Genomic DNA, 22,757 nt, shown 5'->3' with positions numbered 1-22,757 from the left:
CGTAGCGCCGCGCGGCCGTCCGTCGCGCAAGGGTCGCTGCAGCATTCTAAAATTGCTGCATGCCTTTATCCTAAATCGGCTGTGATTGAAGGAAGCATGCAGTCGGGCGGGGGAACCTCCCGCCCTTTCCACCGCTTCATGCGATCAGTGTTCGACCCTGACAAGAGGGATCCAGTTTCGTGGAATTTCTAACTGATAATCGCATCCCGATCGGCGGCTGGGCCAAGGCGTTCGTCGACTGGCTGACGACGAATTTCGAGCTGTTCTTCGACCAGCTCGCAAATCTGCTTTCAGGCATCATCTCCGTCTTGCTCTACATCCTCCAGACGCCGCACCCGCTTATCGTCATCGCCATCGTGACCGCCCTTGCCTGGTGGTTTCGCCGCTCGGTCGGCATCGCCGCATTCACCTGTCTCGGGCTCCTCCTGATCGTCAATCAGGGCTATTGGCAGGAAACCACGGAGACTCTGGCGCTGGTGCTCGCGGCGAGCTTCGTCAGCATGGCCGTCGGCGTGCCGCTGGGCATCGTCGCTGCGCGGCGTGCCTGGGTCTACTCGATCATGCGGCCGATCCTCGACCTGATGCAGACGATCCCGACCTTCGTCTATCTCATTCCGGCGCTGATCCTGTTCGGTCTCGGCATGGTGCCGGGGCTGATCGCCACGGTCATTTTCGCCATTCCCGCGCCAATCCGCCTGACGCGTCTCGGCATCATCTCGACGCCGCCGTCGCTGGTCGAGGCGGCCGAATCCTTCGGCGCCACGCCATGGCAGGTGCTGCGCAAGGTCGAGATTCCCTTCGCCATGCCGCAGATCATGGCCGGGCTGACGCAGACGATCATGCTGTCGCTGTCAATGGTGGTCATTGCCGCACTCGTCGGTGCCGACGGCCTCGGCGTGCCCGTCCTTCGGGCGCTGAACACGGTCAATATCGCCAGGGGCTTCGAGTCCGGGCTCTGTATCGTCATCCTAGCGATCGTCCTCGACCGTCTTTTCCGCTCGTCCGATGAAGGAGAGGGCGCATGACCGAAGCCGTCGTTTTCAAGAATGTCGACATCATCTTCGGCAAGAACCCCCAGCCGGCCATTCAGATGGTCGACCAAGGCAAGACCCGCGACGAGATCGGTGCTGCCACCGGCCTCGTGCTCGGCGTGGCCGGCGCCTCGCTGGCAATCCACGAAGGCGAGATCCTCGTGCTGATGGGCCTCTCCGGCTCCGGCAAGTCGACGCTGCTGAGAGCCGTCAACGGCCTTGCGCCGGTGGTACGCGGCGAGGTCGAGGTCAAGGCGCCGAGCGGATCGCTCAATCCCTATCGCTGCAATGCCAAAGCCTTGCGCGACTTCCGCATGCATACCGTGTCGATGGTGTTCCAGCAGTTCGCACTGCTTCCCTGGCGCACGGTGGCCGACAATGTCGGCTTCGGCCTCGAACTGGCCGGCGTTGGCGATGCGGAACGAAAGAAGCGCGTCGGCGAGCAGCTCGACCTCGTCAATCTGACCAAGTGGGCGGACCGCAAGGTGAACGAGCTTTCGGGCGGCATGCAGCAGCGCGTCGGCCTTGCCAGGGCCTTCGCCACCGGTGCCCCGATCCTGCTGATGGACGAGCCGTTTTCGGCCCTCGACCCGCTGATCCGCACGCGCCTGCAGGACGAGTTGTTGGAGTTCCAGCGGCGGCTGAAGAAGACGATCATCTTCGTCAGCCACGATCTCGACGAGGCCTTCCGCATCGGCAACCGCATCGCCATCATGGAGGGCGGGCGGATCATCCAGTGCGGTACGCCGCAGGAAATCGTCAAGAATCCGGCGAACCAGTACGTCGCCGACTTCGTCCAGCACATGAACCCGATCACCATGCTGACGGCGAAGGACGTGATGCAGTCCGGTGTCGGACGGACCGCCGCCACTACCGGCGTGACGGCGACCGCCAAGCCGACGACGCCGCTTGTCGACATCCTCGACGCCATGTCCCGCCAGCCGGGCAGCATTGGCGTCGTCGATAATGGCGCGGTGGTCGGGACCATCGACGCCCAAAACATCGTCGAAGGTTTGACGCGTCACCGCAGCAAAGATTGACGCCACGAAGCGCGGGGTTCAAAAGAAGCCTGGAGCAGCCGCTCCGGGCTTTTTTGTTTTGCTGACCCCGAGGAAGCGCATCATGAGCGACAAGCCGAACGTCTTGAGAGAGACCGACGACGAGGCGCGCAAGCTTGCCCGCGTGCTGCTCCGGTCCGCGCGCAGCGGTGCGTTGGCTGTGCTCGAACCCAACGGCAGCGGCTTTCCCTTCGTCAGCCGCGCCTTGATCGGCATCGACATTGACGGTGCGCCGATCATTCTCGTCTCACGGCTTTCGACTCATACCCAGGCGCTCCTTGCCGACCGCCGCGCCTCGCTGCTGACCGGAGAGCCGGGCAAGGGCGATCCCCTCGCCCATCCGCGCCTCACCGTGCAGTGCGAGGCCGAAGAGGTTGCGCGCGACGGCGCCGCGCATGGCCGGATCCGCGAGCGTTTTCTCCGTCGCCATCCCAAGACCCGGCTCTATGTCGATTTTCCCGATTTCCGCTTTTTCCGGTTGCCGCCGCTGCGCGCCAGCCTCAATGGCGGTTTCGGCCGCGCCTATGTGCTGACTGGCGACGATCTCGTCATCGCTTCGCCCGCGGCCGCCGCGCTCGCAGAGATGGAGAGCAGCGCCATCGAGCACATGAATTCCGATCACCGGGACGCGGTGAAGCATTATGCGACCGTTCATTGCCGGGCCAGCGATGGCGACTGGAAGATTGTCGGAATCGACTCGGCTGGCCTCGACCTATCCGACGGGGAGAAACTGCAGCGCCTCGAATTCGACGCCGTTCTCGAGGACACGGCCCAGTTGCGGCCGATTTTGAAGAAACTTAACGGTTAATCGGCACTTAGCTACCCCCAATTCTTGCAGTGGGTGGTTGCCCTTTTATGCATCACGTCTAATTATCGTGCTTCGTAAAACATAACTACGTGTGATGTAATTCTCGCATGGAGCACGCAATGCAGCCTCTTTCGCCTGAAAAACATGAGGAAGCGGAAATAGCAGCCGGTTTCCTCTCGGCCATGGCAAATCCAAAACGCCTGCTCATTCTCGACTCGCTGGTCAAGGAAGAAATGGCGGTAGGCGCATTGGCCAACAAGGTCGGGCTGAGCCAGTCGGCTCTTTCCCAGCACCTCTCGAAGTTGCGTGCCCAGAATCTGGTTAGCACCCGTCGTGACGCGCAGACGATCTACTATTCAAGTTCGTCCGAGGCCGTCATGAGGATTTTGGGCGCACTCACGGAGATTTACGGCGCGGCGACGAGCGTCGTCATTGAAAAGCCCTTCGTGCGCAAGTCGGCGTAACTCCCAAGACGCCGATAAGAGCTGCAAGGCCAAAGCCCCGACGAGCAATCGCGGGGCTTATTTCTTGCGCGCCGGCAGGCTTGACGCTCACAGGGGCACTGATAATTTGACCAACAGGTAAAAAATGCGGAACCCGGGCGACGTTTTGCGCCGACCGGATCCGCCGAGGAGAACAGACATGTCGAACCGCCTGAACACCACCCCGAACGATCTCCGCGCCTTCTGGATGCCGTTCACCGCCAACCGGCAGTTCAAGAAGGAGCCGCGTCTCTTCGTCGGCGCCAAGGACATGTACTACACCACGCATGACGGTCGCACGGTGCTCGATGGCACGGCCGGGCTCTGGTGCGTCAATGCCGGCCACTGTCGGCCGAAGATCACCGAGGCGATCCGCGAACAGGCGGGCGAACTCGACTATGCGCCGGCCTTTCAGCTCGGCCATCCGAAGGCCTTCGAACTCGCCAATCGGCTCGTCGATATCGCGCCCGAAGGGCTGAACCATGTTCTCTACACCAATTCCGGTTCGGAATCGGTCGATACCGCGCTGAAAGTCGCGCTCGCCTATCACCGCGCCAAGGGCAACGGCTCGCGGTTCCGCCTCATCGGCCGCGAACGCGGCTATCACGGCGTCAATTTCGGCGGCATTTCGGTCGGCGGCATCGTCGCCAACCGAAAGATGTTCGGCACGCTGCTGACGGGCGTCGACCACCTGCCGCATACCCATCTGCCGGGGAAGAACGCCTTTACCCGCGGCGAGCCCGAGCATGGCGCCGACCTTGCGAGCGAACTGGAAAGCATCGTCACGCTCCACGACGCCTCGACAGTCGCCGCGGTCATCGTCGAGCCGGTCGCCGGCTCCACCGGCGTGCTCATTCCGCCGAAAGGCTACCTCCAGAAGCTGCGCGAAATCTGCACTAAGCACGGCATTCTGTTGATTTTCGACGAGGTCATCACCGGCTATGGCCGTCTCGGCACACCCTTTGCCGCGCAATATTTCGACGTCAAGCCGGATATCATCACCACCGCCAAGGGCCTGACCAACGGCGTGATCCCGATGGGCGCAGTGTTCGTCACCTCGGAAATCCACGACGCCTTCATGACCGGGCCCGAGCATCTGATCGAGTTCTTCCACGGCTATACCTATTCCGGCAACCCGATCGCGTCCGCCGCAGCGCTCGGAACGCTCGACACCTACAAGGAAGAGGGTCTGCTGACACGCGCCGCCGAACTCGCCCCCTACTGGGAAGAGGCATTGCATTCGCTGAAGGACTGCCCGCATGTGATCGATATCCGCAACATCGGCCTGATCGGCGCGGTCGAGCTCGAGCCGATCGCCGGGGAGCCGACGAAGCGCGCCTTCTCTGCCTTCCTGAAGGCCTACGAAAAAGGCCTTTTGATCCGCACGACCGGCGACATCATCGCGCTGTCGCCGCCGCTGATCATCGAAAAGCGCCATATCGACGAACTCTTCGACAAGCTGCGCGACGTCCTGAAGAACAATATCTGAGATATCTCGGCGTTATTTGCGAAGCCCTTTCCCCGCCTGCGGGGAGAGGGTTATTGTCATCGGCAAAGCAGCAAGGGGGCGAGGTTCAGGCATGTCCGAAACGTTGGGCCGGTTGATCGATCAGGGCGTTGGCCGCAAGCCGGCCGACATCGTGCTCAAGGGCGGGCGGTTCTTCGATCTCGTCACCGGCGAACTCGTCGCTTCCGACATTGCCATCTCCGGCGATCGGATTGTCGGCACTTGCGGCGACTACGAGGGACGCGAGGAGATCGACGTCTCCGGCCGCATCGTCGTCCCCGGCTTCATCGACACGCATCTGCACATCGAATCCTCGCTCGTCACCCCGCACGAATTCGACCGTTGCGTCCTGCCGCTCGGCATCACTACGGCGATCTGCGACCCGCACGAGATCGCCAACGTGCTCGGCACCGAGGGCATCCAGTTCTTCCTGGACTCGGCGATGGAAACGATTATGGACATCCGTGTCCAGCTTTCGTCCTGCGTGCCGGCAACGCATCTGGAGACGGCCGGTGCCGATCTTCCGATCGAACGGCTCACGCCCTTCCGCCATCACCCGAAGGTGATCGGCCTCGCCGAATTCATGAATTTTCCCGGCGTCATCCACAAGGATCCGGTCTGCCTCGCCAAGCTCGAGGCCTTCCAGGGCGGCCACATCGACGGCCATGCGCCGCTGTTGCGCGGCAAGGAACTGAATGGTTACCTCGCAACCGGCATCCGCACCGACCACGAGTGCACGAGCGCCGAGGAAGCCCTCGAAAAGATCCGCAAGGGCATGCACATCCTCGTGCGCGAAGGCTCGGTGTCGAAAGATCTGCATGCCCTGATGCCGATCATCACAGAGCGGCTGTCGCCTTATCTGGCGCTCTGCACCGACGATCGCAATCCGCTCGACATCGCCGAGCAGGGCCATCTCGACCATATGATCCGCACGGCGATCGCCGCTGGCGTCGAGCCGCTGGCGATCTATCGCGCCGCCTCGATCTCGGCAACGCGTGCCTTCGGTCTCGGCGACCGCGGCCTGGTCGCGCCCGGCTGGCGGGCCGACCTCGTCGTCGTCGACAGCCTGGAGAACTGCGAGGCCGAGATGGTCTTCTCGGCCGGAAAGCGCGTCACCGGCGCGCTCTTTGCCCGCCGCAAGCCGATCGAACCGGTGGGGCTCGACAGCGTCAGGGCGCGCGAGGTCAAGGCGGCCGATTTTGCCGTGCCCTACAGCGAGGGCGAGACCTCGGTGATCGGCGTGCTGCCGGGCAAGATCATCACCGAGCATCGCCGCTTTCGGCTGCCGACCGAGGGTAACCAGACAGGGCCCGATCTCGGCCGCGACATCATCAAGGTCGCCGTCATCGAGCGACACGGCATCAACGGCAACCATGCCAACGGCTTCGTTCAGGGCTTCGGCCTGAAGAAGGGCGCGATCGCCTCCACCGTCGGCCATGACAGCCACAATATCTGCGTCGTCGGTGTCAGCGACGAAGATATGGCGCTTGCCGCCAATCGGCTCGGCGTGATCAGGGGCGGTTTCGTCGTGGTCGAAGACGGTCGGGTGACCGGCGAGATCGCCCTGCCGATCGCTGGACTGATGAGCCTCGAACCCTACGAGCGGGTGCGCGACATCCTCCACCATCTGCGCCAGGCCGCCTTCGCACTCGGCGCGACGCTGGAGGAGCCTTTCCTGCAACTCGCCTTCCTGCCGCTGCCGGTGATCCCGCACCTGAAGATTTCGGACCGCGGGCTGGTGGATGTGGACAAGTTTGCGCTGATTGGCTGAGTTTGGCTGCGGGCCGTCATCGCCCAACTTGCCCCGTTTCTCCAATAGTTCGCTCGCCAGCCGCCATCTTGAGCCTACTGGCACCGCCGTCTCCTCTTGCTCCGTCATCCTCGGCCTTGAGCCGAGGATCCAGGCGCAAATCTTGACGCACGACACAGGAGGATCGCGCGACCAAACATGACGCCCGAGAAATTGGGAGCCCCAGTTCGGCTTTGCGGCCTCGTGGCTGGATCCTCGGCTCAAGGCCGAGGATGACAGGGGAAAGAGGGGCCGCTCACCCCAGCCGTCCACAGAACACGTCGAATGCAGCAAGCTTGATCGCACTGTCAGCTAACTCGGGCGCAAATTCCGGCATTGGCAGCACTTCAGCGACATCCATGTCGGCGGCGAGCTGAACCGTTTGCGGCTCCCCCGTCAGGTTGAAGACGAAAAGCAGCCGTTCGCCGTTCTTCTCCCTTGTGAAAGCCAGCACATCCTGGTTGGTCGCTAGGAACGCCATGTCGCCGTCTAGGAGGGCCGCGTGGGCGCGACGGAAAGCGAGCGTAGCGCGATAATGCTCGAGCACCGAGCCCGCGACGCCCTCCTGGGCATCGACCGCCAAGGCACGCTGTTCCTCGCGCACCGGCAGCCAGGGAAAACCGGCGGAAAAGCCGGCATTCGCCTCATCCCTTTCCCAGACCATCGGCGTCCGGCAGCCGTCGCGGCCCTTGAAGGCCGGCCAGAAGCGGATGCCGTAGGGGTCGCGCAATTCCTCGTAAGTGAGTTCCGCCTCCGGCAGGCCCAATTCCTCGCCCTGGTAGAGGCAGATCGAGCCGCGCAGGCTGGCGAGCAGGGAGATAGCGAGTTTCGCCAGCCGTTCCCGATCCGCCGCGCGGAGCGCAAAGCGGCTGACATGGCGCATGACGTCGTGGTTGGAGAACGCCCAGCAGACCCAGCCGTCGGTGACGATCGCCTGGAAATTCTCGACGCATCGCCGGATATGGCGTGCCGAGAGTTCCGGGCCGAGCAGGTCGAAGGTGTAGCACATGTGCAGCTTGTCGCCACCGCTCGTATAGGCGGCAACCGTCTTCAGCGACCGGGCGCCATCGCCGACCTCGCCCACCGTCGTGCGGCCGCCATATCTGTCGAGCAACACCCGCAAACGCTGCATGAAGGCAATATTCTCCGGTTGGGTCTTGTCGTAGAGGTGATCCTGCATCCCGTAGGGATTGACCTCGGGTGCGTCTTGGCTGGTCGCATCCGGGTCCGGCACCAGCGGCGGATTGTCCCGCAAATGCCGGTCGTGGAAATAGAAGTTGACGGTGTCGAGCCGGAAGCCGTCGACGCCGCGATCCAGCCAGAAGCGCACCGTATCGAGCAGTGCCTCCTGGACCTCGGGATGATGGAAATTGAGGTCCGGCTGCGACGTCAGGAAGTTGTGCATGTAGTATTGCCGGCGCACCCCGTCCCATTCCCAGGCCGGGCCGCCGAAGATCGAAAGCCAGTTGTTCGGCGCCGTACCGTCCGGCTTCGGATCGGCCCAGACGAACCAGTCCGCCTTGGCATTGGTGCGGCTCGAGCGGCTCTCGACGAACCAGGGATGCCGGTCGGAGGTGTGCGAGATCACCTGGTCGATGATCACTTTCAGTCCCAGCCGGTGCGCCTCCGCCATCATGGCGTCGAAATCGGCAAGCGAGCCGAACATCGGGTCGACGTCGCAATAGTCCGAGACGTCGTAGCCCATGTCCGCCTGCGGCGACCTGAAGAAGGGCGACAGCCAGATGGCGTCGACGCCGAGCGAGGCGATATGGGGAAGACGTCGGGTCACCCCGCGAAGATCACCGATGCCATCGCCATCCGTATCCTGGAAGGAACGCGGATAGACCTGATAGACCACCGCGCCGCGCCACCAATCGTCCCCAGACCCCGTTCCGACCGCCATCCGCATACCCCGCTGTTCCTGCTGCTGCACGAAAGATGTATCGCCGCGATTTCACCGAGTAAACGGCGCGCGCAACATTCGCTTGCTGCGAAGCCGACAGATCGCTAACCCATTGGCGGCGACACCGATGGCGGAGGAAGAGCGGATGGCGGGCAGCATGCTTTCAATCGGCGAATGCATGGTCGAACTGATGCAGGTGGAAGGCGGCATGCTGCGCAAGGGCTATGCGGGCGACACCTTCAACACCGCCTATTACGCGCGTCTGTTCGCACCGGCCGGATGGACCGTCGAGTATCTGACCGCCGTCGGCACCGATGTCGTCTCCGACGAGATGCTGTCATTCATCGAGGGGACCGGGGTCGGCACAGCGCATATCGCCCGGATCGAGGGCCGCATGCCGGGCCTCTACATGATCCATCTGAAGGAAGGGGAGCGCAGCTTCTCCTACTGGCGCTCAACTTCCGCCGCGAAGCTGCTTGCCGACGACCCGGATCGGCTAAGGACGGCGATCGGTTCGGCGGACGTGGTCTTCTTCTCCGGGATCACGCTTGCAATCCTTGCTGCCGATGCGGTCGAAACCTTGCTGTCGGAACTGCGGCGGGCGAAGGCGACCGGCAAGCGCGTGGTGTTCGATCCGAATATCCGCCCGCGCCTCTGGGACGACGTGGCACGGATGCGCGCAACCATCGAGGCGGGCGCGCGGGCGGCGACGCTGCTGCTGCCGAGTTTCGACGACGAGGCAACGCATTTCGGCGATGCATCCGTCGGCAGCACGATCGAACGATACCATGCGCTCGGCGTGGCCGACATCGCCGTCAAGGACGGCGCCAACGGCGTCACTCTCCAGTTCGGCGGGGAGGAGCGCCTGCATATCCCGGCAGCACCCGTTGCCCGCATCGTCGACACCACCAGCGCCGGGGACAGTTTCAACGGTTCGTTCCTCGCTCGCCTCGCCGCCGGCGACAGCCCGGCTGAAGCCGCCGCCTTCGCCGCGCACGTCGCCGCAGCGGTGATCGGCCATCACGGCGCGCTGGTGGAGCGGGAGAAGTTGCCTGGTGGGCCGGATCGAGAATAGCCCCTCACCCTAACCCTCTCCCCGCACGCGGGGAGAGGGGACTGGAGGCGCCGCCACAAGTCCCTTCGCCCCGCTTGCGGGGGAGAAGGTGGCGGCAGCCGGATGAGGGGCGATCCCGGCCTAAACAGCCAATCACCGCCTCTTGCGCGCCTTCGATTCGTAAGGATTGTCCGAAGCCCGGAAATGGACGCGGATCGGCACGCCCGGCATGTCGAAATCGTTGCGCAAGCCGTTGATCAGATAGCGGATATAGGATTCCGGCACCGCTTCGGGGCGCGTGCAGGAAATCATGAAGCCCGGCGGGCGGGCCTTCACCTGGGTCATGTATTTGAGCTTCAGGCGGCGGCCGGAGACGGCCGGCGGCGGGTGCTGCACCTGCTGCGATTCCAGCCAGCGGTTGAGCCGCGCCGTCGAGATCCGCCGGTTCCAGACCTTGTCCGTCTCGATGATCGCCTGCATCAGCCGGTCGAGACCGTAGCCCGTATGGCCGGAGATCGGCACGGCGCGGATGCCGCGGGCCTGCGGCAGCAGCCGTTCGGTCTTTTCGCGCAGATCCGCAAGCACCGTCTGCCAGTTCTCGACCAGATCCCATTTGTTGAAAGCGAGCACGGCCGCACGTCCCTCGCGCAGCACCAGATCGACGATCTGCAGGTCTTGCTTCTCGAAGGGGATCGTCGCGTCGAAGACGATAACGACCGTCTCGGCAAAGCGGATGGCGCGGAGCGCATCGGCGACCGAAAGCTTCTCGAGCTTCTCCTGGACCTTCGCCTTGCGGCGCATGCCGGCCGTGTCGAACATCTTGATCGTGCGGCCGCGCCAATCCCACTCGACCGAGATCGAGTCGCGGGTAATGCCGGCCTCGGGGCCGGTCAGCAGCCGGTCCTCGCCGAGGAAGCGGTTGATCAGCGTCGATTTGCCGGCATTCGGCCGGCCGACGATCGCGACGCGCAGCGGCTTGGTTTCGTCATAGGCGGGTTCCGCCTCTTCGTCCTCGCCTGCCCCCGTCGGGCGGATATCGACATCGGTCTCGGCGACGTCCTCGGCCGGCGGAAACGCCCTATCCTCGCCGAGTGCGGCGACGATCGCGTCCCGCAGGTCGAGCATGCCCTGGCCGTGCTCGGCCGAGATCGGGCACGGATCGCCGAGGCCGAGCGTGAAGGCATCGTAGAAGCCGCCATCCGAGCCGCGCGCCTCCGACTTGTTGGCGACGACGATAACCGGTTTGCCGCGGCGGCGCAGCATTTCGGCAAGCGTCTCATCGGCCGGCGTCAGGCCGGCCTTGGCGTCGATGACGAACAGCGACAGATCCGCCTCGTCGATCGCCTGTTCGGTTTGCGCCCACATTCGCCCCTGCAGGCTGTCGGGCGCCGATTGCTCGAGACCGGCCGTATCGATAATGCGGAATTTCAGGTCGACGAGCTTCGCGTCGCCGGGCCGCCGGTCGCGCGTGACCCCCGGCGTGTCGTCGACGAGCGCCAGCTTCTTGCCAACCAGGCGGTTGAACAAGGTCGACTTGCCGACATTGGGACGCCCGACGATGGCGACGGTGAAACTCATATCAGAAGCCTCAAGCTTTGCCGCTCGCCGCAATCACGTCGAGCAGCATCTGCGCCCGGTTGACGACGCCGCGCGGGCTTTCGGTATCGTCGGCGATCTGCTGGAACCAGCCCTTCGCCTTGGCGTAATCACCCGCCTTGTACGCAGCAAGGCCGAGCGCCTCGCGCGCCGAATGGCGCATGGCGTTCTGCGGCACCGCCAGCTGTTCGACCTCGGCCGAGACCTGATCGTAGGTGCCTGCATCGATGAGCAGGTAAGCCGCGCGCAGCCGCGCCGCATCGCGGAGTGCGGCGGGAATGCGCGTGTCCTTGCCGACCTCGGAGAACGCCGCGACAGCCGCATCGGTTTCGCCCTTCTGAGCCTGCAGCGTCGCCGCGCGCAGTCGTGCGAGAACCGGATAGGAGCCGTAGCCCTCCTGCTCCAGCTTGGTGAGTGCGGCAAGCGCCTCCTCCGACTTGTTTTCCTTGGCAAGATCAAGGGCTACGAGAAAGGCGTCTCCCGACTGCGACGAGGAACTCTCCTGCCAATAGTCGTAGCCGACCTTGCCGACGGTACCGAGGACGATGAGTGCCGCGATCCCGATGATGACGCCACCGAACCGCGTCCAGACGGCTTTCATCTGATCTGAGCGGAGTTCTTCATTCACCTCGCGGATAAAGCTGTCGTCCTGGTTTGCCATCTGTTGCCCCGGTCTTCTTGCACGCTGGCGCCTAGTCCCCGACATTCAACGCCGATGTTCGGAACGGAAACGCGCAATCTCAAACTGTTCGAGCATCCGTTGCGCGCCCGGTCCGGACGCGCGTCGCTCTCTGTGGATTTTGCGCCTTCTACCCGATTTTGCGTCGCTTGTAAGGGGGCCCATGTCATTTAGCCCATGATGTCATTTAGCCCATAACGATGGGAGGGACGCCGATCAACCAATCGTGCAGCTTCCAGACGAAGAGCACATAGGCCGCGAGGCCGATGAGCACCGCCAGCACGTCGTTACGCGTCGACTTGAACACCGGCAGCACCGTTTCGCCCCCGCGCTGGCGTCGCTTCAACGAGATGCGCAGGATAACTGCCCAGGCGAGAAACGAAGCGAAGAGCAGCACGGAGGACGTCTCTCCATTGGCGAGCAGGTGCGCCAAGGCCCAGATCTTGATCGAGAGTATCTGCGGATGCTTGACCGCGACGGCGATGCGGCCCGCCGGCAGGAAACCCGCGGCAAGGAAGACAAAGGCGAAGAGCATCAGCAGGAGGGCGATGTGGCGCAGGAAAACCGGCGGATCGTAGAGCATCCCCGTTTCGCCGCGCGCCTGGCCGAACCCATAGATGATGAGACAGAGACCGACGAGGCTGACGGCCGTATAAAGCCCCATCCATGTACCCTTGCCGCGGCTCTCGATGACGCCGGCGCGAAAGCCGGGCGCAACCACGCGGACGAGATGCATGCCCAGAAAGATCACGATACCGAGGACAAGTAGAGTCATAAGTCACCCACGCTAGATTGCATCGAACCGGGGAATCCGGATTGTGAACGCATCGATCAACAATTCGGAGCGCGATGCAAGCCATAGCCTGCGCCGAACCTCCCGCATCCTGCTTTATTCCTTTGTTTACCATCGCATAACGATATCCCCAGCGAATTTCGGGCGGGACCAAAGGATTGCCGCATTGTTGAAGAAGGGACGGCGAATACAACTCGTCCTCTGATTCTCCCAAGAAGCCGCCCCATGCCACGCAAGATCCTCGCGCTGTCGCTTTGTCTCCTTCCCGCGCTAGCGCTCGCCGATCCGCCGGCGGCCCCCCTGCCCGCCAGGGAAAAGCAGCTCGTGATCGTCTCCTTCGACGGCGCGCACGACAATGCGCTGTGGAAAAAGAGCCTCGCCATGGCGAGGCGCAACGGGGCTCACTTCACCTATTTCCTCTCCTGCACCTTCCTGATGACGAAGGCAGACGGCAGGGAGGATTACAGGGCGCCGGGACAGAGGGCCGGCCGATCCAATGTCGGCTTCGCCCAGAGCCGCGGGGAGATCGCTGTTCGCGCCGGCCATATCTGGCAGGCGCATCTTGAGGGCCACGACATCGGCAGCCATGCCTGCGGCCATTTCGACGGCAAGGGCTGGAGCGAGGCGGATTGGGAGAGCGAATTCACCGCCTTCCGCACGGCGCTCGTCGACGCCTGGAAAAGGGCCGGCAAGGCGGACGCGGAGCCGCAAGGCTGGGCGGACTTCGCCCGCACCGGCATCAAGGGCTTCCGCGCGCCTTATCTCTCGGTGAGCGACGGCCTCATGCCGGCGCTCAAGGCCTTCAGGTTCAGCTATGATGCGAGCCTCGTCACCAAGGGGCCGGGCTGGCCCAAGACCGAGGCCGGCATGCCGCGCTTCGGCCTGCCGCTCATCCCGGAGGGCCCCTCGCACCGGCCGGTCATCGGCATGGACTACAATCTCTTCATCCGCCACTCGATGGGCGTCGAAAACCGAAGGGACAGCGCCCGCTTTGAGGAACGGACGCTCGCCGCATACCGGGAGGCATTCCGCAAGGAATATGACGGCGAGCGCGTCCCCTTACAGCTCGGCTTTCACTTCGTCGAAATGAACGGCGGCGCCTATTGGCGGGCGCTGGATCGCTTCCTGACGGAAACCTGCGGCAAGCCGGACGTCGCCTGCGTCAGCTACGCGGAGGCTCTGCCGCAGATCGAGGCGGCAAGAGAGAAGGCGGATCGCTCCGCCTTCTGATCAGCGCGAACTACAGGGCAAGTTCTTCCTTGCCGCCGGCCTCAATGAATTGGCGATCGATGTCAGGCAGCGGCGCTTCGTCGAGCACCGACTCGAACGCCCGGAGACGCTTGTAAATCGAAAGCAGTTCGACGATCGTCGGCCAGGAATTGACCAAGTATTGGAAGGACGAGCTCACCTGGCCGAACGCACCGGAAATTTGGTTCAGCGCGCCGAGGGAAATCTTGCCCGCAATAATCGAGGGCGCGAGAATAAGCAGCGAGAAGATATTGTTGATCTGCAGATAGAAGATGCGCGCGATATTGAAGTACAGATAGTGGAAATAGAGCCGGAAATAGTTCCTGCGGACGTTGCTGAAAAGCTCCACAACGGTTTCCGGTTGGGCGCGGTCGATGTGATCCTCGCCGTAAACTAGCTCCTTACGATAGGCGGCTTCCACACGCTGATTGCGGAATTCCAGTCCCGGCAACTTGATCCCAACCAGGGCGAGGAACACCGTACCGAAAAGCGACCATAGGACGGCTGCCGTGACCAACGGGTAGGGAATGCTGCCGACGATTGGCAGTTCAGTGACGTTCTCGGAAAGCCGGATCAGGACAGGTGTGAAGGCGATCAAAGTCATGACACTGTCGATAAGGCTAACCCCAAGGCCCTCGACCGTCGAGGAGAAGCGCATCGTATCTTCCTGTACGCGCTGCGAGGCCCCCTCGATGTGACGCAGCTTGCCCCAGTTGGTCATGTAGTATTCGTTCATCGCCGTACGCCAACGGAAGATGTAATGGCTGACGAAAAAACGCGTCATCACCGCGACTGCCACGGCGACCATGGCGATTCCGAGGAACGTCCCGATCTGTGCGTAGAACTGTTCCGCCGTGACAACAGCCGCCTTGGAAACCGCGGCCTGAATCAGGTCCCAGAAGGGTCCATACCAGTTGTTAATCGCGACACTCACCTGCACCTGAAAGTAGGTAACGAAGAGGATGAGAGCCGATCCCCAGATAGACCAGCTCTGCCAGCGATGCGGAGAATAGACCTGCCAGAAGGCAGCGAAAATCCCCACCACCAGCGCAAAGTAGAGATAGAACCAGAGAAAGGCAGGCGACCAAAAGGCGGAGATCCCGACGATCGGCGGGGCATCGGCCGGCGCGGGCGGCAAACCAACGAGCGCGCCAATCCTTTCACCCCAGCCATACCAGAAGGCAACGGCAATCAGTGACCAGACAATGACGGATATGAAGAACTGCTTCGGCTTGGGGAAGAAGGATTGGAACAAGGGACGGCACTCTCGCTATTTGGAGGACAACGACTTGCCTCCTGATGCGGCCGAAACTAGGGCAAATCGCCCGTCGCAACAATTACGCATTGCGAATGTTACTGTTATTTCACGAAGCTCCGCCGGGCGCATGCCGCCTCAGGCGCCTGGAAATCGCCGGGCTTCACCGACCCAACGCAGCCCCGATCCTGCGGAGTTCCAGCACGACGACCGCGCCGCAACAGAACAGCACCACGGCCGCCACCAGCGTCGGCAACGCGAAACTCCCGGTCCGTTCCGCCAGCCACCCGGCGACGAGCGGCCCGACGATCTGGCCGATGCCGAAGGCAGCGGTCATGGAGGCGAGGGCCCGGCGCGGGCTTTCCGGTGCAAGCTGGCGGCCGATCTGCAGGCCATAGGCCGTGACCATCATGAAGGTGGCGCCGAGCATCAGGCCGCCGACGAGCGGCGCGTAGGGGGAAGGCAAGGATATGGTCAGCACCAGGCCGGCGGCCTCGACCAGCAGGCCTGCGGCATAGACGCCGGCAAGCCCGAGGCGGGGCACGGCGAAGCGCCACAGATAGATCGACAGTGCAGCGCTGACGCCGGTTATCAGCCAGGCGAGGAATTCGACGCTGTGGCCGCCGCCCGGGTTCCGCGCCATGGCGACGAGGAAGGTCGCGGTGATCACATAGCCGAATCCGAAGAAGCCGTAGGTGAGCGTCACGGCTGTCAGCGGCCGCGTCCAGGTGAGCGGCGCCTCACGTCCGGCACCATTTCCCACATGCTCGCTGCCAGGCAGCAAGGCGGCAACGAGAACCGTCCCCGCCAGTGCGACAAGCGCGCCGGTGAACCAATCTCCTTGCGAGGCGGAAAGGCCGGCGACACCCGCGAGCGGTGCCGCCCAGACGCAGAGCGAGGAAAGCGCGATACCGAAACCGACGCCGCCGAAATGCACCGACGGCACATGTTCCGACTTGGCCAGCAGCCCCTGCCCCAGCACGATCCCGGAAACGAAGATCATCGCGAAGGCGCTCGCGAGGCCGGCAAGGAAACGGATGGCTGAATAGACGAGAACGGACGAGGTGAGCCCCATCGCTGCCAGCAAGAGGGTCGTTGCGGCCAGTGCAGCAAGGCCGATCCGCCGCTCGTGGCCATGCGCCCAGCCATAGGCGGCCAGCACGGCGCCCGCGAGATAGCCGACGAAATTGGCCGAGGCAATCAGCCCGGCATCCGCCGGCGAGAGCCCCGCATCCGCCATCATCGCCGGCAGGATCGGCGTATAGGAGAAACGGCCGCAGCCCATGGCGACGGCCATGGCGATGGCGCCGGCGATCGCCGTCGCGGCGAGGCTGCCGCCTGCGAGCGCATGGGGCGCAGAAGTCGGCAACGCCTCTGCCTCAACCATGCGGCGCGGATCGGTTCCGCCGGCAGTGCCGACGCGCTTCTCATCGCGATCCGGCAATCTGTGAAGCTTGCTCATGCCTCCTTATTGCATCGCAGCAAGAAGGCGACAAATCATTATAATTGAAGCTTCGATTGACGGAATCGAACCATCGCAGCCCTGGCGCCAACGCGCTGCCGCATCACCTCTGGTCAGCCCGGCAGCGTGACGACCAGCGGCCCGCCGCGTGTCACGACGACCGTATGCTCGTACTGCACAGTTGGCGCCCGCGGCTCGCTATAGAGCGTCCACTCGTCGTCGCCGCCCTCAGCCCAATGGGCGCCCATCGACAGGAACGGCTCGACGGTGAAGACCATGCCCTCTTTCATTCGCCGACGTTCGGACGGATCCGGCCAGGTGGCGATCTCGGCCGGCTCCTCGTGCAGCGACCGGCCGATGCCGTGGCTCGCAAGATTGGTGACCAGCGAATAGCGGTTCCTGCGGGCGAATTCGCCGATGGCATTGCCGATCGCCGCCAGCGACTGATCCGGCCGCACCTGCTTCAGGCCGACCCACATGGCCCGTTTGCCGTCGCGGCAGAGCCGGTCGATGGCCGAAGTGACGGGCGGCACGGGGAAGGAGGCGCCGGTATCGGCAAAGAGGCCGTCCTTCTCGGCGGAAACATCGATATTGACCAGATCACCGGCGCGGATCACCCGGCTGCCCGGAATGCCATGGGCGATTTCCTCGTTGACGCTGATGCAGGTCGCGCCGGGAAACTTGTAGCAGAGCTCCGGCGCCGAGCGCGCACCCGCCTCTTCGAGCACCTTTCGGCCGATCGCGTCGAGCTCCGCCGTGGTGATGCCGGGCGCGAGCGCCTCGCCCATCGCCTGCAGCGCATTGGCGCAAATCCGCCCGATCTCCTTCAGCCGCTCGAGATCTTCGTCATTGTTGAGGGTCATGGTGTCTCGCTTTCGCGGCCACATGTAGCGTGCCGCCGCGATGGATACCAGTGCCGCACTCGACGCAGATGAGGGCGGGATGTGCTCACATGGGTTCGCGCGCCGCCGCTCTATCTATTTGTTGCAGCATGTCTGCGACGTCAGGTGATTCCACCTGACTGCAACATGCTCTAGCGGCTCTCTTCCGCCAGCATCTCGCGGACCCGCGGCGCGACCTTGGTGCCGTAGAGCTCGATGCCGCGCATAATCTGGTCGTGCGGCATCGGGCCGATCGCCATCTGCAGCAGGAAGCGATCGTTGCGGAAGAGCTTCTGGTGCGCGACGATCTTTTGTGCCACCGTCTCCGGGTCGCCCAGGAAGAGATTGCCGGTCGGGCTGCGCGCCTGGTCGTAATGGGCGCGGTTCGTCAGCCCCCAGCCGCGCTCACGGCCGATCCGGTTCATCACCTCCGCCTGCGGCCCGTAGAACTGATCGGCGGCCGCATCCGTCGTATCGGCGATGAAGCCATGCACATTGATGCTCGTCTTCAGCTTCGATGCATCCTGGCCGGCGCGCCGCGCCGCCTCGCGGTAGAGGTCGAAGAGCGGCGCGAACCGCCGCGGTTCGCCGCCGATGATCGCGAGCGCCATCGGCAAGCCGAGCGCGCCAGCGCGGGCCACCGATTGCGGCGTACCGCCAACCGCGATCCAAAGCGGCAGCGGATCCTGCAGCGGTCGTGGATAGACGCCGCGACCGTCGATCGGCGGCCGCAATTCGCCCGACCAGGTGACCTTCTCGCTGTCGCGGACCGCCAGCAGGAGATCGAGCTTCTCGGCGAAAAGCCGGTCGTACTCGTCCAGCGACTGGCCGAAGAGCGGGAAGGATTCGATGAAGGAGCCGCGCCCGGCCATGATCTCGGCGCGGCCATTGGAAAGAAGATCGAGCGTCGCGAATTGTTGGAAGACGCGCACCGGATCGTCGGAGCTTAACACCGTCACCGCGCTCGTCAGGCGGATGTTCTTCGTCTTGGCCGCAGCCGCCGCCAGGATGACCGCCGGCGCCGAGGCCGCGTAGTCAGGCCGATGATGCTCGCCGAGCCCGAAGACGTCGAGTCCAACCTGATCGGCAAGCTCGATCTCCTCGATGAAATTGGCGAGGCGGCGTTGTCCTTCCCTACCTCTATTTTCGGCGTTCGGATCGACATCCGCGAATGTATAAAGCCCGAGTTCCACGCTGCCCGTCCTGTTTCTGTTTTGACAACAGATAGTTGGCGCACGCATGAGCAGCAAACGCTCATTCGGGAAACACACCGTTTCCCGGACAATTCGATCGATGTCGGCGTACCTTGGTGTTCACCTTCCTTGAACGGCGGACCGACCACTCCGCCATCTCGTGGCATAGGGGAGCGCGAACATATAGAGGCCACTGAACAACAGCAGGAACAGGGGAAGCAGCGGCGAATAGACGATCCAGGCGGGCGGCTCACCCAGCGCCATGGCGACGAAATTGGCGATCACGGTCGCCGTGAAAATGATCGAAAGCCAGCGGTGAATTTGCCGAATCCAAGCACTCATTAAAACCTCCCAGAAAAATCGATGACCTACGGTTCTCGCCGGCTTCAATCGAGCCGTGCCAGAACCTGCTCCAGATTTGCCAGGAACTGCTGCCACCCGGCCTTGGCACCACCAAGGGCCTGGCGCTGCTCCGGCCGGAAACCCGATTGTTCCATGCGTAGCTGGGTACCTGTGGTCGTTGGCGTAAGGATGAACGTCACCACGCTTTTGAGGTCGAAGGCCGCATCCTCGTGCGCGAAATTCCAAGTGTATGTCAGCCTTCTGTTCGGCTCCACGGCGAGGACTTCGCAGTCCAGCACACCACCCCATTCTCCGCGCAGATTGAAACGATGACCGACGACGGCCTGAAAGTCGTTCTTCATCAGCCATTCCTCGACGAGGTGCGGTTGGGTGAGTGCGCGCCAGATCTTCTCCGGCGGATGCGGTATGTCGCGTTCGACCACGACGGTGCGGATCTCATTCATTGGTCCATCCTTTTCAGCAAATCTTCGAGGTCATCGAAACGGCTCTGCCAGAATCCCGCCATCTCGCTTGTCCAGTCGACCAAGGGGGCGAGCGCCCCGAGTTGGGCGCTGTAATAGGTGTGGCGACCTTGATGACGATCACGCACTAGGCCGGCTTGCTTCAGCAGACCGAGATGCTTGGAGACGACCGGCTGCGAGACACCCGCCCGCTCCGTCAGCGCTCCGACCGTTCTTTCCCCTTCGCGGCATAGCCGTTCAAAAAGGGCCCGCCGCGTTGGATCGGCGAGCGTCCTGAAGAGAACGTCCTGAGCCTCTGACATGTCGTATCCATACCTGATTGGCTATGGATCGACATATAGCCAATCAGGTATGGATGAGTCAAGCCTACATCTGGATCGGATGAGGACGTCTAGGAAACGTGCAGACAATGCTGTCGGCCGCGCTGCCTGGAGCGGCGCAGCAAAGGCTTGCGGACCATTTGGGAGCGATGCGTTCAGGCATCGAGCGCATTGCGGGGCTCGGGCGCGAAACGTGCCCAATATATCCCATTGACTATGCATTTCGTGCCTGATGCTGGGGCCGCGCCCATCTTGGGAGAAAGCGCGACCGGCGACGGAAAGGGCAAACCGCCCAGCTACGCCGCCATCAGCGTCCGCTTCACTGCGCTGCGCCAGCCCTTGAGCTTGCCCTTGCGGGTCGCCCCGTCCATCTTCGGCTCGAAGCGCCGGTCGCGGGCCCAGGACTTGGCGAACTCCTCCTGGTTCGGCCAGACGCCGGCGCGGCTGCCGGCGAGCCAGGCGACGCCGAGCGCCGTCGTCTCGAGGATGACCGGCCGGTCGACGGGCGCGTCCAGGAGATCGGAGAGCCTCTGCATCGTCCAGTCCGAGGCGACCATGCCGCCGTCGACCCGCAGCACGGTGTCCTTCCCGTTGCTGCGCCAGTCCCGGTGCATGGCGTCGAGCAGATCGCGCGTCTGGTAGCAGACGGACTCGAGCGCCGCGCGGGCGAATTCGGCCGGGCCGGTATTGCGCGTCATCCCGTAAATCGCGCCACGGGCGTCCGGGTCCCAGTGGGGCGCGCCGAGCCCGGTGAAGGCCGGCACCAGATAGACCTCCTGCGTCGGATCGGCACGTTCGGCCAGCGTGCCGGTGTCGGGGGCCGCCTTGATGACCTTGAGCCCGTCGCGCAGCCATTGGACGGCAGCGCCCGCCACGAAGATCGAGCCTTCGAGCGCGTATGTCGTCTTGCCATCCAGACGATAGGCGATGGTGGTGAGCAGGCGGTTCTTCGAGCGAACGATGTCCTTGCCGGTATTGAGCAAGGCGAAGCAGCCGGTGCCATAGGTGGATTTCAGCATGCCGGGCTTGAAGCAGGCCTGGCCGATCGTCGCCGCCTGCTGGTCGCCGGCCACCCCGAGGATCGGGATCGCCGCACCGAACAGGGAAGGATCCGTCACGCCGAAGTCGGCGGCGCAATCCTTCACCTCTGGCAGCATCGCCCGAGGGATGCGCAGGATGTCGGTGAGTTCGTCGTCCCAGCGATTGTCGACGATGTTGTAGATCAGCGTGCGCGACGCGTTGGTGGCGTCGGTCGCAAAGGATTTGCCGCCGGTGAGCCGCCAGATGAGGAATGTGTCGACGGTGCCGAAGCAAAGCTCGCCCTTGGCGGCACGCGCCTGCGCTCCCTTGACGTTGGTGAGCAGCCAGTTGAGCTTCGTGCCCGAGAAGTACGGATCGAGCAGCAGTCCCGTCTTCTTGGTGAAAGTCTTTTCGAGACCCTGCTTCTTGAGCTTGTCGCAGAAGGAAGCTGTGCGGCGGTCCTGCCAGACGATGGCGTTGTGAATCGGTTTGCCGCTCTCGCGATCCCACACGACCACCGTCTCGCGCTGGTTGGTGATGCCGATCGCGGCGATATCGCTGGCGGCAATGCCGGCCTTCTCGATCGCCTGCGTAATGGTGAAAAGGACGGTATCCCAGATTTCCTCCGGGTCGTGCTCCACCCAGCCCGATTTCGGGAAGTGCTGGTTGAACTCCTTCTGGCTGACGCCCGCGACCTGCTGCTTGCCGTCGAAAACGATCGCCCGCGTAGACGTCGTACCCTGATCGATCGCGAGAATATATCCGCCCATATGCCCCTCCTCGGCACGCAACAGATGCCGCCCTTCCTCGAGAGGCAGCCTTCGAAAGACTTCAATACGACGGTTAAACGAATGTCAAACGAAAACAAACCGCAACTCCGACGTCCTGTTCAGAAGGGCAGCAAACTCTGCGTCGCCGACCGAAAAACGCAATTGTCACCGCTGCGCTTTTGCGCGTAGGCTGCGGCTATTGCATCGCAAAACGTGCGCGCAAGCGGGTAACATGACGGCACCGTATCGCGCGTCGTCCGAATGCCGAAAGATGGCGGTTGAGCGCCGAGGGAGAGATCGAGAATGACGAAGACAGCGGTCATAACGGGTTCGACGAGCGGCATCGGGCTGGCCATCGCCAAGTCCTTCGCGAAGACCGGCGCCAATATCGTGCTGAACGGCTTTGGTACGGCGGACGAGATCAGGATGGTGACGGACGAGGTCGCCAGCCTCGGCGCCGGCGCCGTCCTCCATCACCCGGCCGACATGACGAAACCGGCCGAGATCGCCGACCTGATGGCGACCGCCACCGCGCGCTTCGGCGGCACCGACATCCTCGTCAACAATGCCGGCGTGCAATTCGTCGAAAAGATCGAGGATTTTCCCGTCGAGCAATGGGACCGGATCATCGCCATCAATCTCTCCTCCTCCTTCCACACGATCCAGGCGGCGATCCCCGCCATGAAAGAGAAGGGCTGGGGCCGCATCGTCAACATCGCCTCGGCGCACGGCCTCGTCGCCTCACCCTTCAAGTCCGCCTATGTGGCGGCCAAGCATGGTATCATGGGGCTCACGAAGACGGTGGCGTTGGAGGTTGCGGAAAACGGCATCACCGTCAACTCGATCTGCCCCGGCTACGTGCTGACGCCGCTCGTCGAAAAGCAGATCCCGGACCAGGCAAGAACGCGCGGCATCACCGAGGAGCAGGTGATCAACGAGGTGATGCTCAAGGGCCAGCCGACCAAGAAGTTCATAACCGTCGAGCAAGTGGCCTCACTGGCGCTTTACCTTGCAAGCGACGATGCGGCGCAAATCACCGGCACCCATGTCTCGATGGATGGCGGCTGGACGGCGCAATAGGGCG

The 22,757-nt window shown here is 63.3% G+C and carries 21 protein-coding genes; 9 read left to right on the top strand and 12 right to left on the bottom strand.

Features of this window, described 5'->3' with window-relative positions; genetic code table 11:
• Positions 1 to 179 precede the first annotated feature (179 nt).
• From choW to ade, 6 genes are all read left to right on the top strand, one after another.
• Positions 180 to 1,025: a choline ABC transporter permease subunit gene (gene choW / locus ATC00_RS29745; protein WP_037387446.1), complete on the top strand. Its 846-nt coding sequence runs from the start codon at positions 180 to 182 to the stop codon at positions 1,023 to 1,025.
• On the top strand, positions 1,022 to 2,071 hold the full coding sequence (gene choV / locus ATC00_RS29740; RefSeq protein WP_064255396.1) for a choline ABC transporter ATP-binding protein: 1,050 nt from the start codon (positions 1,022 to 1,024) through the stop codon (positions 2,069 to 2,071). The genes choW and choV overlap by 4 nt, the downstream gene beginning before the upstream one ends.
• A gap of 82 nt (positions 2,072 to 2,153) precedes the next feature.
• Positions 2,154 to 2,897, top strand: coding sequence for a HugZ family pyridoxamine 5'-phosphate oxidase (locus tag ATC00_RS29735; protein ID WP_064255395.1), 744 nt, complete (start codon positions 2,154 to 2,156; stop codon positions 2,895 to 2,897).
• Positions 2,898 to 3,016: 119 nt separating this feature from the next.
• Entirely contained in the window at positions 3,017 to 3,361 is a 345-nt protein-coding gene (locus ATC00_RS29730) for an ArsR/SmtB family transcription factor (protein WP_037387453.1), read from the top strand.
• Between the two features lie 178 nt (positions 3,362 to 3,539).
• The gene (aptA, locus tag ATC00_RS29725) at positions 3,540 to 4,868 is read left to right on the top strand and encodes an omega-aminotransferase AptA (RefSeq protein ID WP_064255394.1); all 1,329 of its coding nucleotides are present in this window, start codon (positions 3,540 to 3,542) and stop codon (positions 4,866 to 4,868) included.
• Positions 4,869 to 4,959: 91 nt separating this feature from the next.
• Positions 4,960 to 6,657, top strand: a complete 1,698-nt coding sequence (gene ade, locus ATC00_RS29720; protein WP_064255393.1) for an adenine deaminase — start codon at positions 4,960 to 4,962, stop codon at positions 6,655 to 6,657.
• Positions 6,658 to 6,931: 274 nt separating this feature from the next.
• Here ade and bglA read toward each other — a convergent pair whose 3' ends face one another.
• Positions 6,932 to 8,578: a beta-galactosidase BglA gene (gene bglA, locus ATC00_RS29715; protein WP_064255438.1), complete on the bottom strand. Its 1,647-nt coding sequence runs from the start codon at positions 8,576 to 8,578 to the stop codon at positions 6,932 to 6,934.
• Positions 8,579 to 8,723: 145 nt separating this feature from the next.
• Here bglA and ATC00_RS29710 point away from each other — a divergent pair, with 145 nt between their 5' ends.
• Positions 8,724 to 9,653 carry a sugar kinase gene (locus tag ATC00_RS29710; RefSeq protein ID WP_064255392.1) on the top strand — a complete coding sequence of 310 codons (930 nt, stop codon included), beginning with the start codon at positions 8,724 to 8,726 and terminating at the stop codon, positions 9,651 to 9,653.
• Positions 9,654 to 9,785: 132 nt separating this feature from the next.
• Here the strand turns inward: ATC00_RS29710 and der are convergent, their stop codons facing one another.
• The 3 genes from der to ATC00_RS29695 all read right to left on the bottom strand — a co-directional run bounded on the left by der (position 9,786) and on the right by ATC00_RS29695 (position 12,682).
• The gene (gene der / locus ATC00_RS29705; protein ID WP_064255391.1) at positions 9,786 to 11,210 is read right to left on the bottom strand and encodes a ribosome biogenesis GTPase Der; all 1,425 of its coding nucleotides are present in this window, start codon (positions 11,208 to 11,210) and stop codon (positions 9,786 to 9,788) included.
• Between the two features lie 10 nt (positions 11,211 to 11,220).
• The gene (locus tag ATC00_RS29700) at positions 11,221 to 11,889 is read right to left on the bottom strand and encodes a tetratricopeptide repeat protein (RefSeq protein ID WP_064255390.1); all 669 of its coding nucleotides are present in this window, start codon (positions 11,887 to 11,889) and stop codon (positions 11,221 to 11,223) included.
• A gap of 205 nt (positions 11,890 to 12,094) precedes the next feature.
• Complete coding sequence (locus ATC00_RS29695) at positions 12,095 to 12,682, bottom strand: NnrU family protein (protein WP_064255389.1); 588 nt, start codon at positions 12,680 to 12,682, stop codon at positions 12,095 to 12,097.
• 243 nt (positions 12,683 to 12,925) lie between these two features.
• On the opposite strand from ATC00_RS29695, the gene ATC00_RS29690 reads away from it, so the two are divergent.
• A complete protein-coding gene (locus ATC00_RS29690) occupies positions 12,926 to 13,930 on the top strand; it encodes a polysaccharide deacetylase family protein (protein WP_064255388.1) in 1,005 nt (334 codons plus the stop codon).
• A 10-nt stretch (positions 13,931 to 13,940) separates the two neighbouring features.
• Here the strand turns inward: ATC00_RS29690 and sbmA are convergent, their stop codons facing one another.
• The 8 genes from sbmA to glpK form a co-directional block, all read right to left on the bottom strand.
• Positions 13,941 to 15,203 carry a peptide antibiotic transporter SbmA gene (gene sbmA, locus ATC00_RS29685; RefSeq protein WP_037387468.1) on the bottom strand — a complete coding sequence of 421 codons (1,263 nt, stop codon included), beginning with the start codon at positions 15,201 to 15,203 and terminating at the stop codon, positions 13,941 to 13,943.
• Between the two features lie 163 nt (positions 15,204 to 15,366).
• Positions 15,367 to 16,590 (bottom strand): MFS transporter, encoded by a 1,224-nt coding sequence (locus ATC00_RS29680; protein ID WP_064255437.1) that lies wholly within the window; start codon positions 16,588 to 16,590, stop codon positions 15,367 to 15,369.
• Between the two features lie 188 nt (positions 16,591 to 16,778).
• Complete coding sequence (map, locus tag ATC00_RS29675) at positions 16,779 to 17,528, bottom strand: type I methionyl aminopeptidase (RefSeq protein WP_037387469.1); 750 nt, start codon at positions 17,526 to 17,528, stop codon at positions 16,779 to 16,781.
• A 170-nt stretch (positions 17,529 to 17,698) separates the two neighbouring features.
• Positions 17,699 to 18,739 (bottom strand): LLM class flavin-dependent oxidoreductase, encoded by a 1,041-nt coding sequence (locus ATC00_RS29670; RefSeq protein ID WP_064255387.1) that lies wholly within the window; start codon positions 18,737 to 18,739, stop codon positions 17,699 to 17,701.
• 120 nt (positions 18,740 to 18,859) lie between these two features.
• The gene (locus ATC00_RS29665; protein ID WP_037387474.1) at positions 18,860 to 19,081 is read right to left on the bottom strand and encodes a hypothetical protein; all 222 of its coding nucleotides are present in this window, start codon (positions 19,079 to 19,081) and stop codon (positions 18,860 to 18,862) included.
• A gap of 44 nt (positions 19,082 to 19,125) precedes the next feature.
• Complete coding sequence (locus ATC00_RS29660) at positions 19,126 to 19,545, bottom strand: SRPBCC family protein (RefSeq protein WP_037387476.1); 420 nt, start codon at positions 19,543 to 19,545, stop codon at positions 19,126 to 19,128.
• The gene (locus ATC00_RS29655) at positions 19,542 to 19,865 is read right to left on the bottom strand and encodes an ArsR/SmtB family transcription factor (RefSeq protein ID WP_037387477.1); all 324 of its coding nucleotides are present in this window, start codon (positions 19,863 to 19,865) and stop codon (positions 19,542 to 19,544) included. The genes ATC00_RS29660 and ATC00_RS29655 overlap by 4 nt, the downstream gene beginning before the upstream one ends.
• A gap of 314 nt (positions 19,866 to 20,179) precedes the next feature.
• Positions 20,180 to 21,673: a glycerol kinase GlpK gene (gene glpK, locus ATC00_RS29650; RefSeq protein ID WP_064255386.1), complete on the bottom strand. Its 1,494-nt coding sequence runs from the start codon at positions 21,671 to 21,673 to the stop codon at positions 20,180 to 20,182.
• A 303-nt stretch (positions 21,674 to 21,976) separates the two neighbouring features.
• On the opposite strand from glpK, the gene ATC00_RS29645 reads away from it, so the two are divergent.
• Positions 21,977 to 22,753 carry a 3-hydroxybutyrate dehydrogenase gene (locus ATC00_RS29645; RefSeq protein ID WP_037387481.1) on the top strand — a complete coding sequence of 259 codons (777 nt, stop codon included), beginning with the start codon at positions 21,977 to 21,979 and terminating at the stop codon, positions 22,751 to 22,753.
• The last annotated feature ends 4 nt before the right edge of the window (positions 22,754 to 22,757 follow it).

This window comes from Sinorhizobium americanum (assembly GCF_001651855.1).
GTDB classification, from domain to species: domain Bacteria; phylum Pseudomonadota; class Alphaproteobacteria; order Rhizobiales; family Rhizobiaceae; genus Sinorhizobium; species Sinorhizobium americanum.
The sequence above is the reverse complement of the archived record's forward strand: the minus strand, read 5'-3'. Positions and strand labels throughout refer to the sequence as shown.

Bases quoted from the DNA above. Each gene is read 5' to 3' on its own strand.
- choV (WP_064255396.1), top strand. From the start codon at position 1,022: ATGACCGAAGCCGTCGTTTTCAAGAATGTCGACATCATCTTCGGCAAG.
- ATC00_RS29735 (WP_064255395.1), top strand. From the start codon at position 2,154: ATGAGCGACAAGCCGAACGTCTTGAGAGAGACCGACGACGAGGCGCGC.
- ATC00_RS29730 (WP_037387453.1), top strand. From the start codon at position 3,017: ATGCAGCCTCTTTCGCCTGAAAAACATGAGGAAGCGGAAATAGCAGCC.
- aptA (WP_064255394.1), top strand. From the start codon at position 3,540: ATGTCGAACCGCCTGAACACCACCCCGAACGATCTCCGCGCCTTCTGG.
- ade (WP_064255393.1), top strand. From the start codon at position 4,960: ATGTCCGAAACGTTGGGCCGGTTGATCGATCAGGGCGTTGGCCGCAAG.
- bglA (WP_064255438.1), bottom strand. From the start codon at position 8,578: ATGGCGGTCGGAACGGGGTCTGGGGACGATTGGTGGCGCGGCGCGGTG.
- ATC00_RS29710 (WP_064255392.1), top strand. From the start codon at position 8,724: ATGGCGGGCAGCATGCTTTCAATCGGCGAATGCATGGTCGAACTGATG.
- der (WP_064255391.1), bottom strand. From the start codon at position 11,210: ATGAGTTTCACCGTCGCCATCGTCGGGCGTCCCAATGTCGGCAAGTCG.
- ATC00_RS29700 (WP_064255390.1), bottom strand. From the start codon at position 11,889: ATGGCAAACCAGGACGACAGCTTTATCCGCGAGGTGAATGAAGAACTC.
- ATC00_RS29695 (WP_064255389.1), bottom strand. From the start codon at position 12,682: ATGACTCTACTTGTCCTCGGTATCGTGATCTTTCTGGGCATGCATCTC.
- ATC00_RS29690 (WP_064255388.1), top strand. From the start codon at position 12,926: ATGCCACGCAAGATCCTCGCGCTGTCGCTTTGTCTCCTTCCCGCGCTA.
- ATC00_RS29680 (WP_064255437.1), bottom strand. From the start codon at position 16,590: ATGGTTGAGGCAGAGGCGTTGCCGACTTCTGCGCCCCATGCGCTCGCA.
- map (WP_037387469.1), bottom strand. From the start codon at position 17,528: ATGACCCTCAACAATGACGAAGATCTCGAGCGGCTGAAGGAGATCGGG.
- ATC00_RS29665 (WP_037387474.1), bottom strand. From the start codon at position 19,081: ATGAGTGCTTGGATTCGGCAAATTCACCGCTGGCTTTCGATCATTTTC.
- ATC00_RS29660 (WP_037387476.1), bottom strand. From the start codon at position 19,545: ATGAATGAGATCCGCACCGTCGTGGTCGAACGCGACATACCGCATCCG.
- ATC00_RS29655 (WP_037387477.1), bottom strand. From the start codon at position 19,865: ATGTCAGAGGCTCAGGACGTTCTCTTCAGGACGCTCGCCGATCCAACG.
- glpK (WP_064255386.1), bottom strand. From the start codon at position 21,673: ATGGGCGGATATATTCTCGCGATCGATCAGGGTACGACGTCTACGCGG.
- ATC00_RS29645 (WP_037387481.1), top strand. From the start codon at position 21,977: ATGACGAAGACAGCGGTCATAACGGGTTCGACGAGCGGCATCGGGCTG.